Origin of the sequence: Arthrobacter sp. UM1, assembly GCF_020483305.1 — a bacterium.
Taxonomy (GTDB): Bacteria; Actinomycetota; Actinomycetes; order Actinomycetales; family Micrococcaceae; genus Falsarthrobacter.
Window position 1 is genome coordinate 277,310 of the sequence record NZ_JACWAB010000003.1, and the last position, 16,832, is coordinate 294,141.

General features: G+C 71.0%; 15 protein-coding genes. 8 read left to right on the forward strand and 7 right to left on the reverse strand.

What is annotated here, in order from left to right; all coding sequences use genetic code 11:
* Positions 1-97: 97 nt before the first annotated feature.
* From H9I38_RS06350 to paaA, 6 genes are all read right to left on the reverse strand, one after another.
* Positions 98-874: an enoyl-CoA hydratase/isomerase family protein gene (locus H9I38_RS06350; protein ID WP_226337915.1), complete on the reverse strand. Its 777-nt coding sequence runs from the start codon at positions 872-874 to the stop codon at positions 98-100.
* Positions 875-1,024: 150 nt separating this feature from the next.
* Positions 1,025-2,206 (reverse strand): 1,2-phenylacetyl-CoA epoxidase subunit PaaE, encoded by a 1,182-nt coding sequence (gene paaE, locus H9I38_RS06355; protein ID WP_226337916.1) that lies wholly within the window; start codon positions 2,204-2,206, stop codon positions 1,025-1,027.
* Positions 2,207-2,701 (reverse strand): 1,2-phenylacetyl-CoA epoxidase subunit PaaD, encoded by a 495-nt coding sequence (gene paaD / locus H9I38_RS06360; protein ID WP_226337917.1) that lies wholly within the window; start codon positions 2,699-2,701, stop codon positions 2,207-2,209. It lies immediately after the preceding gene.
* A gap of 11 nt (positions 2,702-2,712) precedes the next feature.
* Positions 2,713-3,624 carry a 1,2-phenylacetyl-CoA epoxidase subunit PaaC gene (gene paaC, locus H9I38_RS06365; RefSeq protein WP_226337918.1) on the reverse strand — a complete coding sequence of 304 codons (912 nt, stop codon included), beginning with the start codon at positions 3,622-3,624 and terminating at the stop codon, positions 2,713-2,715.
* Positions 3,621-3,911: a 1,2-phenylacetyl-CoA epoxidase subunit PaaB gene (paaB, locus tag H9I38_RS06370; RefSeq protein WP_226337919.1), complete on the reverse strand. Its 291-nt coding sequence runs from the start codon at positions 3,909-3,911 to the stop codon at positions 3,621-3,623. Before paaB ends, paaC begins: the two co-directional genes overlap by 4 nt.
* On the reverse strand, positions 3,908-4,915 hold the full coding sequence (gene paaA, locus H9I38_RS06375) for a 1,2-phenylacetyl-CoA epoxidase subunit PaaA (protein WP_226337920.1): 1,008 nt from the start codon (positions 4,913-4,915) through the stop codon (positions 3,908-3,910). The genes paaB and paaA overlap by 4 nt, the downstream gene beginning before the upstream one ends.
* Before the next feature lie 129 nt (positions 4,916-5,044).
* Between paaA and H9I38_RS06380 the strand changes: the two genes are divergently transcribed.
* From H9I38_RS06380 to H9I38_RS06390, 3 genes are all read left to right on the forward strand, one after another.
* Positions 5,045-8,005, forward strand: coding sequence for an FAD-binding and (Fe-S)-binding domain-containing protein (locus H9I38_RS06380; protein WP_226337921.1), 2,961 nt, complete (start codon positions 5,045-5,047; stop codon positions 8,003-8,005).
* Between the two features lie 69 nt (positions 8,006-8,074).
* On the forward strand, positions 8,075-8,587 hold the full coding sequence (locus H9I38_RS06385; protein WP_226337922.1) for a helix-turn-helix domain-containing protein: 513 nt from the start codon (positions 8,075-8,077) through the stop codon (positions 8,585-8,587).
* Positions 8,584-9,186, forward strand: a complete 603-nt coding sequence (locus H9I38_RS06390) for a putative toxin-antitoxin system toxin component, PIN family (protein ID WP_226337923.1) — start codon at positions 8,584-8,586, stop codon at positions 9,184-9,186. Before H9I38_RS06385 ends, H9I38_RS06390 begins: the two co-directional genes overlap by 4 nt.
* Here H9I38_RS06390 and H9I38_RS06395 read toward each other — a convergent pair.
* The gene (locus H9I38_RS06395; protein ID WP_226337924.1) at positions 9,183-10,619 is read right to left on the reverse strand and encodes a serine hydrolase domain-containing protein; all 1,437 of its coding nucleotides are present in this window, start codon (positions 10,617-10,619) and stop codon (positions 9,183-9,185) included. The genes H9I38_RS06390 and H9I38_RS06395 overlap by 4 nt on opposite strands.
* Before the next feature lie 76 nt (positions 10,620-10,695).
* On the opposite strand from H9I38_RS06395, the gene H9I38_RS06400 reads away from it, so the two are divergent.
* From H9I38_RS06400 to H9I38_RS06420, 5 genes are all read left to right on the forward strand, one after another.
* Positions 10,696-13,032, forward strand: coding sequence for a S9 family peptidase (locus H9I38_RS06400; RefSeq protein WP_226337925.1), 2,337 nt, complete (start codon positions 10,696-10,698; stop codon positions 13,030-13,032).
* Positions 13,033-13,452: 420 nt separating this feature from the next.
* Positions 13,453-13,848: a hotdog fold thioesterase gene (locus H9I38_RS06405; RefSeq protein ID WP_226337946.1), complete on the forward strand. Its 396-nt coding sequence runs from the start codon at positions 13,453-13,455 to the stop codon at positions 13,846-13,848.
* A 189-nt stretch (positions 13,849-14,037) separates the two neighbouring features.
* Positions 14,038-15,336 (forward strand): phenylacetate--CoA ligase family protein, encoded by a 1,299-nt coding sequence (locus tag H9I38_RS06410; protein WP_226337947.1) that lies wholly within the window; start codon positions 14,038-14,040, stop codon positions 15,334-15,336.
* A gap of 145 nt (positions 15,337-15,481) precedes the next feature.
* Complete coding sequence (locus H9I38_RS06415; protein ID WP_226337926.1) at positions 15,482-16,081, forward strand: TetR/AcrR family transcriptional regulator; 600 nt, start codon at positions 15,482-15,484, stop codon at positions 16,079-16,081.
* A 393-nt stretch (positions 16,082-16,474) separates the two neighbouring features.
* A complete protein-coding gene (locus tag H9I38_RS06420) occupies positions 16,475-16,831 on the forward strand; it encodes a helix-turn-helix domain-containing protein (RefSeq protein ID WP_226337927.1) in 357 nt (118 codons plus the stop codon).
* Position 16,832 lies beyond the last annotated feature (1 nt).

The following is a 16,832-nucleotide window of genomic DNA, read 5'->3' on the forward strand; positions in this document are numbered from 1 at the left end:
AGGGCTCATTCCTCCAACTCGCAACAAACGAGGAGCTGAAGACGAGGGACTGGAGGGACCCGAGGAAGGAGGGAAAGAAGGAGAGTGAGGCAGGCCCCTACTCGAAGGACGGCGTCCGCTTCTCCTGGAAGGCGGCGAGGCCCTCGCGGTAGTCGTGGGTGTCGGCGAGCTCGACCTGCTCGTCGCTCTCCATCTGCAGCGCGTCCCAGAACCCGAGCGACTTGTCCCGGATCTCGCCGAGCACGCGCTTGGACGCCGCGAACGCCTTGGCCGGCCCGGCGGCGATCCGCTCCACGCGCTCGCGGGCGAACGCCTCGAGCTCCTCGGCCGGCACCGCCCGCGAGAAGAGGCCCGCCTGGACGGCCTCGGCACCGGACATGAACTCGCCCGTGAGGATGAGGTCCATGGCCCGCTGCGTCCCGAGCCGTGTGGCGAAGAGCCAGTGCCCGCCGCAGTCGAGGATGAGCCCGAGCGCACCGAACGGCGAGCCGAGCTTGGCGTTCTCCGCCACGTAGACCACGTCCGCCGCGGCCAGCACACCGAGTCCCGCGCCGAGCGTGGCGCCCTGGGCCGCGGCCACGATGGGCACGGGCAGCTCGGACATCGTGCGCATGAGCGGGATGACGTGCTCGGTGAGGTACGAGCCCGTGTCCTCCGCGCCCGGCTCGAGGTTCTTGAGATTCCGCCCGGCCGAGAACGCGCGCCCCTTCGCGCGGAGGAAGACCACGCGGGTGTCCCCCGACTCGATCCGCCCGGACAGGGACTCGAACGCGCGGGTCAGTTCCGCGATGTCCTCCTCTCCCAGCGCGTTCATGCGCTCGGGCGCGTTGAGGACGATCTCGGCCACGCGGCCGGAATGGGTCAGCTCGATCATGCGGTCTCCTGGGGTTTCCTGAGGTCTCGGCTCGGGCGTGGGGCAAGGGGCCGGCGGGCGACGACGGCGGCCGGACCTGCAGCGGCACAGCCGGACCGGGCGCAGCCTCTAGCCGCACTGCCGGGCCGGGTTCAGCCCGCCGCCGCGCCGCTACTGGTCGTAGTCGACGAGCACCTTGTCCGTCGTCGGGCGCGACTGGCACGTGAGCACGTAGCCGCGCTCGATCTCGTCCTTCTCGAGGGCGTAGTTCTCCTCCATGTCCACGTCGCCCTCGACGAGCTTGGCACGGCACGTGCCGCAGACGCCGCCGGCGCAGGCGAACGGGACGTCGGGGCGGGCCCGCAGCGCCGCGTTGAGGATGGTCTCCCGCGCGGACTTGGGGCTCTTGACGGTGCCCTGGAGCCCGTCCAGGTTGAAGTCGATCTGGAAGGACGGCCCGTCCGTGTCCTCCACGGCGCGGCCGCGCTGGCCCTCGACCCGGCCGGCGCTCGGCCCGGTGGTGAAGAGCTCGAACCGGACCTTCTCCTCCGGGACGTCCTTCTCCGTGAGGGTGTCCCGGACGAGCTGCACGAGCTCGAACGGCCCGCAGAGGAACCACTCGTCCACGAGGTCCGTGCGGATGACGCTGCCGAGGAGGGTCTGGATCTTCTCCTCGTCGATCCGGCCCGTGAGCAGGGGCGAGATCCGCTGCTCCCGCGAGAGCACGTGGTGCACCGCGAACCGCGAGGGGTACCGGTCCTTGAGGTCCGCGATCTCCTCGAGGAACATGACGTCCGTGGCGGACTTATTGGCGTAGACGAGGTCCACGCGGGCGGAGGAGTTCTTCTCCAGGAGCGTGCGCGTGATGGACATGATGGGCGTGATGCCGGAGCCGGCCGCCACGGCCACGAACATGTCCTCGTCCTTGGCGAGCACGTCCTCCGCGAGGCCCTCGGGGTTGTTGAGGGACGTCATCTCGTGCTTGGAGACGAAGGACCCCGTGGGGCTCATGACGTCGATGACGTCGCCGGCCTTGAGGTGGTCGTTGGCCCAGTTGGAGAAGAGCCCGCCGAGGTCCCGCTTGATGGCCACGCGGACCTCCCCCGTGCCGTCCTCGTGGACGGTGGGAGCCGCGCAGATCGAGTAGGAGCGGCGCAGCTCCTTCGTCTCGCCGTGGACCTCGATGTCCTTCCGCAGCGCCACGTACTGGCCCGGGACGTAGTTGTACGCCTCGGCGAGCTCCGCGGGGACCGCGAACGTGACCTCGATCGAGTCCGGCGTGAGCGAGCGGACCTCGGACACGGTCAGCTCGTTGAACGTGCTCCGCCGCTTGGACGTGGCTTGCTCAGTCATCTAAAGCACCTTGAAGTAGTCGAAGGGTTCCCTGCAGTCCTGGCAGACGTACAGGGCTTTGCAGCTCGTGGAGCCGAACCGGGACATCTCCCGGGTGTTGAGCGAGTGGCACTGCGGGCACTTGACGGCCATGCCGACGGCGACGGGCCCCGCCGCCGCCTTGCCCGTGGGCGGCGCGATGCCGTACTCCTCGAGCTTCGCCCGGCCCTCCTCGGTCATCCAGTCCGTGGTCCACGCCGGGGAGAGGACGAGCTCCACGTCCGGCTCGCCGAGCCCCTCCTTCCGGAAGGCCTCCTTGAGGTCCGCGGTGATCGTCTCCATGGCCGGGCAGCCGGAGTAGGTCGGCGTGATGGTGATGACAGCCCCGCCGTCGTCGTCCCCGCGGACGTCCCGCAGGATCCCGAGGTCCTCGATCGTGAGCACGGGGATCTCGGGGTCGACGACGGTCGCGGCCACCTCCCAGAGCCGGGTGTCGGCTGCGCTCGGGGCAGTCATCTCAGGTCACCTCACCAGGTTGCGTCGGGGTGCCGGCGGGCCAGCACCTGCATCTCGGCCAGGATGTAGCCGAGGTTCTCCGAGTGGCGTCCGCTGCGGCCGCCGCCGAGCGAGGACGGGACCTGCGGGACCTCCACCTCGGCGCCCTCGAGGACCTCGCGGAGCTCCTCCAGGACGGGCTCGCGCAGGCTGCTCGGGAGGACGGCGACGCCCTCCTCGGCGAGGCGGCGCGTGAGGTCGTCGTCCTCGAAGAGCTCCTCGACGGCGGGCCACGTGAGCTCGAGGCCGTGGACGAAGCGCTCGCGGGACTCGTCCGTGCCGAGGGCGAGGCGGCGGGTCCACTGCACGCTGTGGTCCCGGTGGTAGTCCACCTCCTTGACCGCCTTGGCGGCGATCGCGGCGAGGGTCGGGTCCGTGCTCTGCATGAGGCGGGTGTAGAGCGCGTTGAGGTACACGCTCATGACGAGCTGGCGCGCGATCGTGCGCCCGAAATCGCCATTGGGGTGCTCCACGAGGTGCACGGACCGGAACTCCTCCTCGTCCCGGTGGTACGCGAGGTCGTCCTCCGTCTTGCCCCAGGCGTGGCCCGCATAGGTGAGGAGGCTGCGGGCGTGGCCGAGGTTGTCGAGGGCGATGTTGCCGAGCGCGATGTCCTCCTCGAGCTCCGGCGCCCGTGAGACCCAGTGCGCGAGGCGCTGGGCCAGGATGAGGGCGTCGTCGCCGAGGCCGAGCGCGTAGAGCGCCACGTCCTCGCTCGGCTTCTCCTTCTGCACCGCGATGTCCTCGGGGCGCAGGGCGAACCCGGGGGTGATGCGCGTGGCGGAGGCCGCGGAGTCCCCGGTGGAGCCCTCGTCCTTGAGGCCGAGGCTCACCTCGCCGTTGCCCACCGTGCGGGGGGCCTTCTGCTCGGTCTGCTCGCTCACAGGTGCTTCACGCCTTCGCTCTTCGTGTAGTACATCGCGTGGCGGTAGTCCTTGCCCTTGGGGGACTCGAAGAACTGCCCCTTGGCGTCCGGATCCGAGGACACGACGGCGTCGGACGGCACCACCCAGAGGGAGACGCCCTCGTTGCGCCGCGTGTAGAGGTCCCGGGCGTTGCGGACGGCCATGTCCGCGTCCGGCGCGTGGAGCGAGCCCGCGTGGACGTGGGACAGGCCGCGCGAGGAGCGGACGAAGACCTCCCAGAGAGGCCAGGATTCATGCTGGGTCACGCTGCGGACTCCTTCTGTGCCTGCTTGGCGGCGTACGCTGCGGCCGCCTCTCGGACCCACGCGCCCTCCGCGTGGGCTTCGCGGCGGCGCTCCATGCGCTGCGCGTTGCACGGGCCCTGGCCCTTGAGGACGTTCTTGAACTCGTCCCAGTCGAGCGGGCCGTGCTCCCACTTGCCCGTCTCCTCGTTGTACCGGATGTCCTCGTCCGGGAGGGTGAGGCCGAGCACCTTCGCCTGCTCCACCATCATGCCGAGGAAGCGCTGCCGCAGCTCGTCGTTGGAGAAGCGCTTGATGTTCCACGCCATGGACTGCTTGGAGTTCGGCGAGTCCTCGTCCGGCGGGCCGAACATCATGAGCGCGGGCGCGTACCAGCGGTTGACGGCGTCCTGGGCCATCTTCTTCTGGGCCGGGGTGCCGTTGGAGAGCTCGAGGAGGATCTCGAAGCCCTGGCGCTGGTGGAAGGACTCCTCCTTGCAGATGCGGACCATCGCGCGGCCGTAGGGGCCGTAGCTGGCGCGGCAGAGCGGCACCTGGTTGCAGATGGCGGCGCCGTCCACGAGCCAGCCGATGGCGCCCATGTCCGCCCACGTCACCGCGGGGTAGTTGAAGATCGAGGAGTACTTCGCCTTGCCCGCGATGAGGTCCTCCATCATCTGGTCGCGGCCCTGGCCGAGCGTCTCGGCGGCCGAGTAGAGGTAGAGGCCGTGGCCGGCCTCGTCCTGGACCTTGGCGATGAGGATGGCCTTGCGCTTGAGGCTCGGCGCGCGGGTGATCCAGTTGGACTCCGGCTGCATGCCGATGATCTCGGAGTGCGCGTGCTGGCTGATCTGGCGCAGCAGGGTCTTGCGGTAGGCGGCGGGCATCCAGTCGCGGGGCTCGATCCGGGAGTCCTCCGCGATGATGCGGTCGAACAGCTCCTGCCCCTCGGCGTCGTGGGCCGCCTGCTCGGGCGAGACCTCCGCCTCCGGGACGCTGCGCAGCGGGGTCGCGTTGCGCTCAGTCATGGTTCCTCACTCTTCTCGACAGCCCGGGCGCCTCAGGGCGCGCCCGGTCGTGCGGCGAATTACTGACCGCTCGTTCAGTATATGGAAACACTGTGACGTGCGCAACGCTCTGCGCGTAGCGTGGGAGGCATGGGACGGCTCTTGGAGAAGAACGCGCGGAGAATCGGACGGCCTGAAGCGGCGGAGGGGACGCCGGGCGGCGGCGTGCAGCCCGACCGCTTCCCCGAGGAGCTCGCCGGGGGCACGCCGGAGGACCTGACGCGCGGCCTGGCCGAGGCGCTCGGCCCCGAGCAGGTCCGCACGCGCGCCCTGGACCTCGTGCGCTTCGCCTCGGACGCGAGCCCCTACCGCCTCCACCCGCAGGCGGTCGTCTCTCCCCGCAGCGCCGACGACGTCGCGCGCCTCTTCGCCTACTGCCGCGAGCACGGCCGTCACCTGACGTTCCGCTCGGGCGGCTCCTCCCTCAACGGCCAGTCCCAGGGGGACGACATCCTCGTGGACGTCCGCACCCACTTCCGCGGAATGCGCCTCGAGGGCGAGAACCTCCGCGCCCGCCCCGGCGAGGTCCTCTCCGGAGTCCGGACCATGCTCGCGCTCCACGGCCGCAAGTTCGGCCCGGACCCGGCCTCGATGTCCATCGCGACCATCGGCGGCGCCGTCTCCAACAACTCCGGCGGCATGCGCTGCACCGTGGCCCAGGACAGCTACCACTCGATGGTGGACGCCACGATCGTCCTGCCCTCCGGCTACGTCCTGGACACCGAGGCCCCGGACGCGGACGAGCGCCTCGCCGCCGCCGAGCCGGAGCTCGTCCGCGGCCTCACCGCCCTCCGGGACGAGATCCGCGCGGACTCCGACCTCGTGGAGCGCCTGCGGCACAAGTACACGATCCGCAACACGAACAGCATCCGCCTGGACGCGTTCCTCGACGGGGACTCGCCGAGCGAGATCCTCAAGCGGCTCGTCGTGGGCGCCGAGGGCACGCTCGGCTTCCTCGCCGAAGCCGTGCTCAAGACCCAGCCGCTCGCCACCCGCCAGGCCGTCGCGTGGGTCATGCTCCCGGACATCGAGCAGGCCGCCGGCTACGTGCACCGGATCGTCGAGGCCGGCGCGGACGCGTGCGAGCTCCTCGTGGCGCCCGTGCTCCGCGAGTCCGTGGGCAACTTCGAGGGCGCCCCGGCCTCCTGGGCGGACCTCCCGGACGAGTCGGCCGCCCTCCTCGTGGAGGTCTCGGGGCACGACGACGCCGGGCTGGACGAGCGCATCGCCGCCGTCGAGCACGTGCTGGCGGAGGCGGAGCTCACGGAGGAGCTCCGCTTCACCCGGGACGCGGCCGAGATCGCACAGGCGTGGGAGATCCGCGGCGGGCTGTTCGCCCTGCTCGGCAAGCAGCGGCCGCAGGGCTCCGCGCTCATCACGGAGGACCTCTGCGTGCCGCCGTCCCGCATCGGCGAGGCCTCCAAGGACCTCATGGAGCTGCTGCGCCGCCACGGGCACCCGGACTACGTCATGGGCCACGCGGCGTTCGGCAACCTCCACTTCTTCCTCACGCCCCGGTTCGAGACGCCCGAGGACGTCGAGGCGTACGCCGTGTTCATGGAGGAGTTCGCGGACCTCATCCTCGGCACGTATGACGGCTCGCTCAAGGCCGAGCACGGCACGGGGATCGGCATGGCGCCCTTCGTGGAGCGCGAGTGGGGCACCCAGGCGTTCGAGCTCATGTGGCGGGTCAAGGACCTGATCGACCCCCACGGCATCCTCGCCCCGGACATCAAGCTGACCCGGGACCAGCGCGTGCACCTGCGCAACTTCAAGTCCGTGCCGCAGATCGAGGCCGCGGCCACGGACTGCGTCGAGTGCGGGTTCTGCGAGAACGTCTGCCCCTCCCGCAACGTCACCGTGACACCGCGCCAGCGGATCGTCCTGCGGCGCGAGATGGCCCGGCAGCCCGAGGGCTCGCCCGTGCTCGAGGCCCTCCAGGACGAGTACCAGTACGACGGCCTCGACACGTGCGCCGCGGACGGCACCTGCGCGGTGGCGTGCCCGGTCTCGATCGACACGGGCGAGCTCGTCAAGGAGCTGCGCGCCCGCGAGGCCACGGACGCGGCGGAGAAGGCCGCGCTGCTGCTCGCGAGGAACTGGGCGCTCGTCGAGGCGTCCGCCCGGGCCGGCCTCGGGGCGGCGGGCATCGCGTCCCGCCTCCTCGGCGCGGAGAGGGGCACGGCGCTCCTCGGGGCCGTGACCGAGGCGGTCCGGAAGGTCATGTCCGAGGACCTCGTCCCGACGGCGCGCGAGGGCCTGCCGCCCGCCCGCCGGGGAGCGCTGCCCGCCGGGGCGCCGGCCGAGGAGGCGGCGGCCGTCTACATGCCGGCCTGCATCAACCGGATCTTCGGGCGGGACGGGGAGGGCCCGGGCCTGCCGGAGACCGTCGTCGAGCTCTCCCGCCGCGCAGGGAAGCCCGTGGCGATCCCCGAGGACGCGGCCGGGAACTGCTGCGCCACGCCGTTCAGCTCCAAGGGGTACGCGGCGGCCAAGAAGGCGATGTCCGAGCGGCTCGCGGAGAGCCTCTGGCGGTGGTCCGACGGCGGTCGCCTCACCGTCCTGCTCGACGCCGCGAGCTGCACCCACGGCGTCCTCGCCGAGGTCCCGGGACAGCTCGAGGGCGAGGCGAGGGAGCGGTTCGAGCAGGTCCGCGTGGAGGACATCATCACGTGGACGCGCCGCGAGCTGCTGCCGGAGCTGACCGCGAGCGCCGCGCACGGCCGGGTGGCAGTGCACCCGACGTGCTCGATGTCCCACCTCGGGATCATCGAGGACCTCCTCGAGGTGGCGCGGTTCGGCGCCGAGGAGGCGTTCATCCCGCCGGGCGCCACGTGCTGCGGCACGGCCGGGGACCGCGGGCTGCTGCACCCGGAGCTCGTCGAGTCCGCCACGCGGGACGAGCGCGAGGGGCTCGAGGCGATCGAGCGCGAGGCGCCCGTGGACGCGTACGTCTCCGGCAACCGGACGTGCGAGATGGGCCTGCGCAACGCCACCGGGCGCCCGTTCGAGCACGCGCTCTACCTGTTGGAGGAGGCGACGCGGGGGTAGGGAGCACACGTGTTCTCACATCTCGGATGCCGCTTCCCGGCCTCGGACAGCCGGGCATAGCCTGAGTCCATGTCTCCGAACGCGCCCACCGGTCATACCGTTCTCCCGCCTGCAGACCTCGAGAAGATGTTCGACCTGGGCCGCTTCCTGGACGGCCTCGAAGAGCCGGCGGCGCTCGTCGGGCCCGACGGCGAAACCGTGCCTCTCCCGCTTGAGGTCTTCCATGTCCTTCGAGACGCCGCTGAGGCCTTGAAGGCAGGAAAGGCCATCACCGTGGCTCCGGTGAACCAGACGCTGACCGCCCAGGAGGCGGCAGACTTCCTCGGGATGAGTAGGCCCGCCTTCGTCAGGCTGCTCGAGGACGGACGCCTGCCGTCTGACCTCGCCCTCGGCGAAACCCACAGACGCGTACGTCTCGAAGACGTTCTCGAGTACCAGCAGAGAAGCGCAGCGGCACAGCAGAGCGCGCTCGCGGAGCTCACCGTGGACGCCCAGAAGTCCGGCCTCTACGAGATGGACGCCGAGTCCTACCGTGAAGCCCTCGCGGCAGCCCGGCGTGAGCTGCACAAGCGGGGCAGGTGACTCGATTCCGCGCCGTCCTGGACGCGTGTGTCCTGGTTCCGGCCTCACAGACAGACACGCTGCTGCGGCTGGGCGCCGCCGGTCTCTATCACCCGCTGTGGACGTCACTCATCCTCCGGGAAGTCGACATGGCCTTGGAACGCGTCCATCCCCGGCTGGCGGCAGACCGCAGGAGCCGCCGCTTCCAGAGCATGAATCAAGCGTTTCCGAACGCATCCGTCAGCGGGTGGGAGCGCCTGCTGCCCGGCCTAGCTCTGCCCGACGAGGGGGATCTGCATGTTCTCGCCGCTGCCATCGAGGCAGGCGCCGACGTCATCGTGACAAGCAACATCAGGGATTTTCCTGCACAAGCGCTTGAGCACCACGACATCTCGGTCCTCACCCCAGACGCCTTTCTCGTCAGCCAGTTGGAGCAGGAGCCTGCCCGAGTCCTCGACGTCCTGAATCGACAGGCGGCAGAGACGAGCGCCCCGCCGCTTTCTGTCGAGGCGATCTTGAACCGGCTTGAGCGCTGCGGCAACCGCCGATTCGCAGCGATGGCGCGCGAGCACCTCAGCAGATCCGGACACAGCGCGCCCCGCCCGGGGAGCCTTCTCTAGAACTGGCGCCGGATCCGGTCCGCGGGGAGCGTGAAGTCCTCGGCCCGGACCAGGTCCATGCCTTCGCTGGTGCGGAGGCCCCGGGGCCGGCCGTCGTCGTCGAACTCGAAGCGGACGGGCTCGCCGGGACCCCGGAAGCCCGTGGGGTCCTGGTCCACGAGGGTCGCGCTGTCCCGGACGGCGCACGGCGCCGCGGAGGAGTCGACGGGCTGCCCCGCCGGCAGGAGGTACAGGTTCCGGCCGAGCCGCGCCACGTGCAGGCGGCCCCAGAGGTCCGCGAACTCGCCCTCGAACCGCGAGAGCTGAGAGGCGTCGAGTCCCCGCACGGAGGGGTCCGCGGGCGCGAGCGCGAGCTCGGCGAGGGCGAAGAGCGTGCGGCCGAACTCGTTGGCCGGCCCGTCTGCGGCGTTGGTGCAGACGGAGAGCACGACGCCGGTCTCCGGCACCGCCCACGTCCGGGAGATGAAGCCGGGATAGCCGCCGGAGTGGCCGATGGTCGCACGGCCCTCGATCTCCTCCGTCATGAGGCCGAGCCCGTAGCCGCGCCCCCGGACCGTGTTCACCGGGCGCCGGGAGAGCCGCTTGGAGTCCTCCGAGAGGAGTCCGCAGACTCGCTCACGCGGGCGCTCCCCCGCCTCGGGCAGGTGGGCGGAGAAGAAGCGGCAGAGGTCCCTCGCCGTGGAGCACACCCCGCCGGCGGACGCCAGCGCGCGGGACTCCACGTGGTCCACGGGCACCCGGCGCAGGGGGTCGCCGAGGTCCGCGCCGAACCCCGTGTACCCGGTGGCGAGCTCGTCCTCGCGCCCCGTCATCGCCGCGGAGGTGTGCTCCAGCCCGAGCGGCCGCAGTATGCCCTCCTCCAGGTACTCCGCAAAGGTCCGGCCGGAAGCGGCCTCCACGACGAGGCCCAACAGGGCGAAGCCGACGTTCGAGTACTTGAGGCGCTCGTGGCGCTCGAGCGTCTTCGCCGAGCGGGCCGTCTCGATCAGCTCCTCCCGGTCCGGGAACGGGCGCCGGAGCTGGAAGTACACGGCGTCCGCGCCGTCGCGCGAGGCGCCCGACGTGTGGGAGAGCAGCTCGAACAGGGTCGCGTCCGCGAGCGCGGTCCCCGCGAGCTCCGGGATGTGCTCCGCCACCGTCTCGTGCAGGCGCAGCCGGCCCTGCTCCGCGAGCTGGAGCACGGCCGTGGCCGTGAAGGACTTGGACTGGGAGGCGACGCGCAGCGGCGTCGTCGGCGTCATGGGACGGCCGGTCTCCACGTCCGCGAGCCCGCCGGCGATGTCCCCGAGGGGCTCCCCGTCCACGCTGACGGAGACCTGCCAGCCGGGAAGGCCGAGGAGGCGGGCCCGGACCCCGAGGAGCCGCTCCCCTGTCCGGAGCGCGTCTCTCCACGCGGCGATGTGCGGATTGGGGTGCGGCGCGGACGTGTTCATGGGACGGGATTCTTCCACGGGCGTCACACTGCGTCACAGACTCCACGTGAGAACCGTCCTCGCCTACTCTGGTGGGATGACGCAGACTCCAGCCCCGATCCTGTCCGCTCTGGCCGAGGCCGCCGCCGGCGCCGAGGCGCCCGCCGCCCGCCAGGAGCCCCGCGAGCGCTCGTTCCACGGGGACGTGTTCACGGACCGGTTCGAGTGGATGCGGGAGAAGGAGTCGCCCGAGCTGCGGCGGCACCTGGAGGCGGAGAACGCCTACACGGACGCCGTCGCGCAGCCTCTCGAGGGTCTCCGCACGGCGGTCTTCGGGGAGATCAAGGCCCGCACCAAGGAGACGGACCTCTCCGTGCCGCAGCGCATGAACGGGTACTGGTACTTCTCGCGGACGGTCGAGGGGCAACAGTACCGGGTGCACTGCCGCGTGGCCGCGCAGACCACCGGGAACGCGGAGGCGGACTGGACGCCGCCGGTGGTGGAGCCGGGCGTGCCCGTGGAGGGCGAGGAGGTGATCCTCGACGGCAACGCGCTCGCCGAGGGCCAGCCGTTCTTCTCCCTCGGCGGCCTGGACCTCTCCGAGGACGGCCGCTGGCTCGCCTACTCCGTGGACAACGCCGGCGACGAGCGCTACACCATCCGCGTCAAGGACCTCTCCACCGGCGAGCTGCTGCCGGACGAGATCCCAGGGACCATGGCGGGGCTCGTCCTCTCGCCGGACGCCTCTGAGCTGTACTACCTCATGCCGGACGAGTCCTGGCGCCCGTACCGCCTCTTCCGGCACCGGATCGGATCGGACGCTCCGGACGCCCTCCTCTTCGAGGAGCCGGACGTGTCCCTGTGGACCGGGATGGGCCTCTCGAGTGACAAGCGCGAGCTCCTCATCGAGATCGGCAACTCCGAGGTCTCCGAGATCCGGACCCTTCCCCTCACCGGCGGCGAGGGCTCCCCCGCCACCGACGACGACGCCCGCCCCCGCGTCCTCATCCCCCGCGAGGCCGGGCTCCTCGCCTCGGCGGACGCCATGCTCGCGGGCGGCGAGCCGGCTTACCTCATCACCCACAACCGGGACGGCGCCAACAACGCGGTGGCGCTGGCCACGGCCGCGGAGCTCGAGAAGCCGTGGGCGGAGCAGTCCTGGATCCCCGTGGTGGAGCACCGGGACACGGTCAAGGTGGACGGCGCAGGCGTCACCGAGCGCTGGGTGCTCGTGAGCCGCCGCGAGGACACCGTGCCGGCCTTCGCCGTGTTCCCGCGCGAGCAGGTCGAGGCGCTGGCGGCGCCCGGGACGGGGGCCGCCGCCGGCTCGGGGGCCGGCTCACGGGCGGGCGCAGCCGCCGGCTCGGGGGCCGCGGGCGGGACGGCCGCGGCATCCGCGGCGGCCGGCGGGACCGCCGCCGGGCTGACGCCGCTCACCCCGGACTTCGAGGAGGAGATGTACTCGGTGAGCGCCGGCAGCTCCTACGAGTCCCCGTTCCTCACACTCCACTACGTCTCCTACGTGACGCCGGAGCGGGTCATCCGCTACGACCCGGCCACCGGCTCTCTGGCCACGCTCAAGGAGACCGAGGTCCCCAACGCGGACCTCTCCGCCTACGAGGCCGTCCGCGAGTGGGCCACGGCCGCGGACGGGACCCGCATCCCGGTGTCGATCGTCAAGCGCAAGGACACCCCGCGGGATGGGACCGCCCCGGCGGTCGTCTACGGGTACGGGTCCTACGAGGCCTCCATGGACCCCCGCTTCTCCGCAGCGCGGCTCTCCGTGCTGGACCGGGGCGTCCTCTGGGTCACGGCCCACGTGCGCGGGGGCGGCGAGCTCGGCCGCGCCTGGTACACGGACGGCAAGAAGCTGTCCAAGAAGAACACGTTCACGGACTTCGTGGACGTGACCCGCTGGCTCGCGGCGGAGAAGTGGGCGGACGGCTCGCGCCTCGCGGCGATGGGCGGCTCGGCCGGCGGCCTCCTCATGGGTGTCGTGGTCAACCTGGCACCCGAGCTCTACCGGGCCGTGGTGGCGCAGGTGCCGTTCGTGGACGCGCTGACCACCATCCTGGACCCGAACCTGCCGCTCTCCGCCCTCGAGTGGGAGGAGTGGGGCAACCCCATCACGGAGCCCGAGGTCTACGCGTACATGAAGTCCTACTCCCCCTATGAGAACGTCAAGCCCGCGCGGCTGCCCGCCGTGGCCGCGGTGACGAGCCTCAACGACACCCGCGTCCTCTACGTCGAGCCCGCCAAGTGGGTGCAGGTCCTCCGGGAGAACCAGGAGGGCGAGGCGCCGATCGTCCTCAAGACCGAGATGGACGGCGGCCACGGCGGAGCCTCCGGCCGGTACGAGGGCTGGAAGGACTACGCCTGGGACGTCGCCTGGCTCCTGGGCCACCTGGACGCGGTGGAGCGGGTGGACGGCTAGCCCCCTCCCTCTCTCCCGCCCCTCTCCCTCCCCAACCCATTTCCCCGTTTGTGGCGCGTTTCGTGCGAAATCCAGCCCGATTTCGCACGAAACGCGCCACAAACGCATGCGGGGCAGGCGGCGGGGGGGTAGACGGGGGCGGGGCGGGACCGTCCTCTGCCGGGCCCACCAGGCGAACCCTCGCTTGACGGTGAGCTGGGTCACTGAAAAGATACTGAACAATCGGTCAGTATTTGTGATCCAGCCGACACCAGACCACCCCCAGGAGGTCCCGTGCCCAGCGAGGCGAACCCGCCCCATCCCCGCGAGGCCGCGTCACCCGAAGCCGCGTCTGAAGCCGCGTCTGAAACGGCGTCATCCGAGGCCGCGCCGTCCCAGCCCGCCGAGGAGATCCGCGCCGAGTGCCCGCAGCCCCACCCCATGATGGAGAAGGACGCGGCCAGCGCCTGGCTCGGCCTCGAGGTGGTGGACCACGGCCCCGGTCGCGCCACGTGCACCATGGTGCTGCGCCCCGAGATGCTCAACGGCTTCGGGATCGGCCACGGCGGCATGGTCTTCGCGCTCGCGGACACGGCGTTCGCCCTCGCCTGCAACGACCCCGACGCCACAGACACCATCACCGTCGCCGCCGGCGTGGACATCAACTACATCGCGCCCGCGCTGCCGGGCCTGACGCTCACGGCCGTCGCCGCCGAGCGCGCCCGAGCCGGCCGCAGCGGCATCTGCGACATCACCGTCACCCAGGAGCGCGAAGGCGGCGAGCCCGTGACCGTCGCCGAGTTCCGCGGCCGCTCCCGCACCATCCCGCGCCGCTGACCCCCGCGGGCGGCTTCGGAGAGAACGACGACGGCCGCCGTCGTCGTCCCCGGCCCCAGCGCACCCGCGAACGCACACCCGATCACCCGACCCCAGGCAGAAGGACTCCCCGTGACTGTCATCGACGAACCGGCGAACACAGCCCCCGGAACGCACCCGAACACCTCCGGCGTGACCAATGAGAACGCGATGACCGCCTCGCGAGACCAGATCGAGGCGGCGCAGCTCGAGCGGCTCCAGTGGACGGTGAACTACGCCTACGCGAACGTGCCCCTCTACAAGGAGAAGTTCGACGCGCACGGCGTGCACCCCTCAGACCTCAAGGAGCTCGACGACCTCGCGAAGTTCCCTTACACGGAGAAGGAGGACCTGCGGAAGACGTACCCGTTCGGGATGTTCGCGGTGCCGCAGTCGCAGGTGACCCGCATCCACGCGAGCTCGGGCACCACGGGACTGCCGACTGTGGTGGGCTACACGGCCGAGGACATCGGCAACTGGGCCGACCTCGTGGCGCGCTGCCTGCGCCTCTCCGGCGTGAAGCCCGGGGACAAGGTCCACAACGCGTACGGCTACGGGCTTTTCACGGGCGGCCTCGGCGCGCACTACGGCGCGGAGCGGCTCGGCGCCACGGTCATCCCGATGTCCGGAGGCCAGACGGAGAAGCAGATCCAGCTCATCCAGGACTTCGAGCCGGACGCCATCCTGGCCACGCCCACGTACCTGCTGGCCATCGCGGACGCCATGCAGAAGATGGGCCTCGACCCGCGCGCCACGAGCCTCAAGACCGCGGTGCTCGGCGCGGAGCCGTGGACGCAGGAGATGCGGCGCGAGCTGGAGCAGGCGTGGGACCTCAACGCGTGCGACATCTACGGGCTCTCCGAGGTCATGGGCCCGGGCGTGGCCGGCGAGTCCTGCGAGACCAAGGACGGCTCGCACATCTGGGAGGACCACTTCCGGCCGGAGATCATCGACCCGTTCGACGCCTCCCAGACCATGCGGGACGGCGAGCCGGGCGAGCTCGTCTTCACATCCCTGACCAAGCAGGCGCTGCCGATCATCCGGTACCGCACGCACGACCTCACGCGGCTGCTCCCCGGCACCGCCACCCCGGGACACCGCCGGATGGGCCGCATCACGGGCCGCAGCGACGACATGATCATCCTCCGCGGGGTCAACCTGTTCCCCTCGCAGATCGAGGAGATCGCGCTCGGCATCCGCGGCCTCTCCCCGCACTTCCAACTGGAGCTGACGCGGCCGAAGATCATGGACGAGCTGACCGTGCGCATCGAGGCGCGGGAGGACTGCGAGGCGGATCGGCGCGTTTCCGCCGCCGCCGAGCTCAAGCACGCCATCAAGGTGCGCGTGGGCTCCTCCTGCACCATCGAGGTGGTGGACCCGGGCACGCTCGCCCGCTCCTCCGGCAAGCTCAAGCGCATCCACGACCTCCGCGGCCTCAAGGCCGGCGAGGACCCGCGGGACAAGCGCTGAGGGAGGCCTCTCCCATGTCGGCGCGGGCGGGGACTGCGCTGCCAACGGCGGCGGCGCGGGTGCGGCGTTCCCTCCCGGGGAACGACGGCGCCCGTGCCGCCCGCCACACTCAGTTGCGCGGCGAGCCCGGAACGGGGTTTGCTGAATGACTGTGAGTGTGAAGTCCTCTGCGAAGCGCGGCCGCCCCGGATACGACCAAGAGGCGGTCCTCGTCGCCGCCGTGGACGTCTTCACCCGGCACGGGTACGAGGCCGCGAGCATGGGCATGCTCGCCGAGGCCCTGGGCCTCTCCAAGTCCGCGATCTACCACCACGTGCCGAGCAAGGTGGAGCTTCTGCGCCTGGCGCTCGACGACGCCCTCTCCGCCCTCGAGGCCGCGGCCGACGACGCCGCCGAGCGGGGCTCCTCCCCCGTGGACACGCTCGAGCTGCTCATGCGGGGCACAGTTAAGGTGCTCATCGAGAAGCAGCCGGAGGTGCGCCTGCTGCTGCGCCTGCGGGGCAACTCCGAGGTGGAGAACGAGGCCATCGCCCGCCGCCGCGCCGTGGACCGCCGCACCTCCGAGGTCATCCGGGACGCCCAGGACTCGGGGGCGCTCCGCACCGATGTTGAGGCACGCGTGCTGGCGAGGCTCATGTTCGGCATGATCAACTCCATCGTGGAATGGCACCGGCCGGGCAACCGCACGGCGGACGAGCTCGCAGACACGGTGACGTCGGTGCTGCTGGAGGGCGTGCGGGCGTAGGAGGGCTGTCCCGCTGAGCCTGGCCCTCGCTTTCAGCCTCGCACTCGCACTCACCCACACACTCGTCATCGTCTGTTGCGAGTTGGAGGAATAGCGGCCGCTATTCCTCCAACTCGCAACAGACGAGTTCGGTAGAGCCCGACACCCCCCCCCGCGAAACAGCGGCACGGCGGCACGGCGGCACGGACGACTCAATGTGACGAAGTGTGTCCGTGTGTGACGTTCTGTGACGCCGTCTGCACCCGCCTCGACCGCTCCCACGTGAGCATGCACAGTCACACTCCCCCGGAACGGCGGGGTTCCCGCCCCATCTTGAGCGCCTTGTTGTGCGCGCGCCCATTTTCAATGTTTAGATTGAAGACGAAATGTGACGCTGCAGTTTCAAGTTGAAGCATGCCCAAGCCCACGCCCACCCAAGAGCAGGCCTATGCTCTGGGCCGTCGGCTCCGGGAGCGGCGGCAGAGCCTGCAGATGACGCAGGAGCAGGTCGCCCAGGTGGCAGGCATCTCACTCCAGCACCTCAGCCTCCTGGAGAACGGGCACAGCAGCCGCGGACGCACCGCCACACCCGCCAACCCCACGCTGGGACTCATCCAGCGGCTGGCCAAGGCGCTGCGCGTGGACGTGTACTACATCGTGGCGTCGATCGACGAGGTCGATCCGCCGCAGGACTCCGACGACGTCGTGACCCGCCTCCCCGATCCCGCCCGCGGCCCGTGGGGCGTGAGCCGCGCGAAGCGATCAACTTGAC

Coding starts and splice junctions, on each gene's coding strand:
- H9I38_RS06380 (WP_226337921.1), top strand. CDS start 5,045: ATGGGACGGCTCTTGGAGAAGAACGCGCGGAGAATCGGACGGCCTGAA.
- paaA (WP_226337920.1), bottom strand. CDS start 4,915: ATGACTGAGCGCAACGCGACCCCGCTGCGCAGCGTCCCGGAGGCGGAG.
- H9I38_RS06415 (WP_226337926.1), top strand. CDS start 15,482: ATGACTGTGAGTGTGAAGTCCTCTGCGAAGCGCGGCCGCCCCGGATAC.
- paaE (WP_226337916.1), bottom strand. CDS start 2,206: ATGACTGAGCAAGCCACGTCCAAGCGGCGGAGCACGTTCAACGAGCTG.
- H9I38_RS06385 (WP_226337922.1), top strand. CDS start 8,075: ATGTCTCCGAACGCGCCCACCGGTCATACCGTTCTCCCGCCTGCAGAC.
- H9I38_RS06400 (WP_226337925.1), top strand. CDS start 10,696: ATGACGCAGACTCCAGCCCCGATCCTGTCCGCTCTGGCCGAGGCCGCC.
- H9I38_RS06405 (WP_226337946.1), top strand. CDS start 13,453: ATGATGGAGAAGGACGCGGCCAGCGCCTGGCTCGGCCTCGAGGTGGTG.
- H9I38_RS06350 (WP_226337915.1), bottom strand. CDS start 874: ATGATCGAGCTGACCCATTCCGGCCGCGTGGCCGAGATCGTCCTCAAC.
- H9I38_RS06410 (WP_226337947.1), top strand. CDS start 14,038: ATGACCGCCTCGCGAGACCAGATCGAGGCGGCGCAGCTCGAGCGGCTC.
- H9I38_RS06395 (WP_226337924.1), bottom strand. CDS start 10,619: ATGAACACGTCCGCGCCGCACCCCAATCCGCACATCGCCGCGTGGAGA.
- H9I38_RS06420 (WP_226337927.1), top strand. CDS start 16,475: ATGCCCAAGCCCACGCCCACCCAAGAGCAGGCCTATGCTCTGGGCCGT.
- paaD (WP_226337917.1), bottom strand. CDS start 2,701: ATGACTGCCCCGAGCGCAGCCGACACCCGGCTCTGGGAGGTGGCCGCG.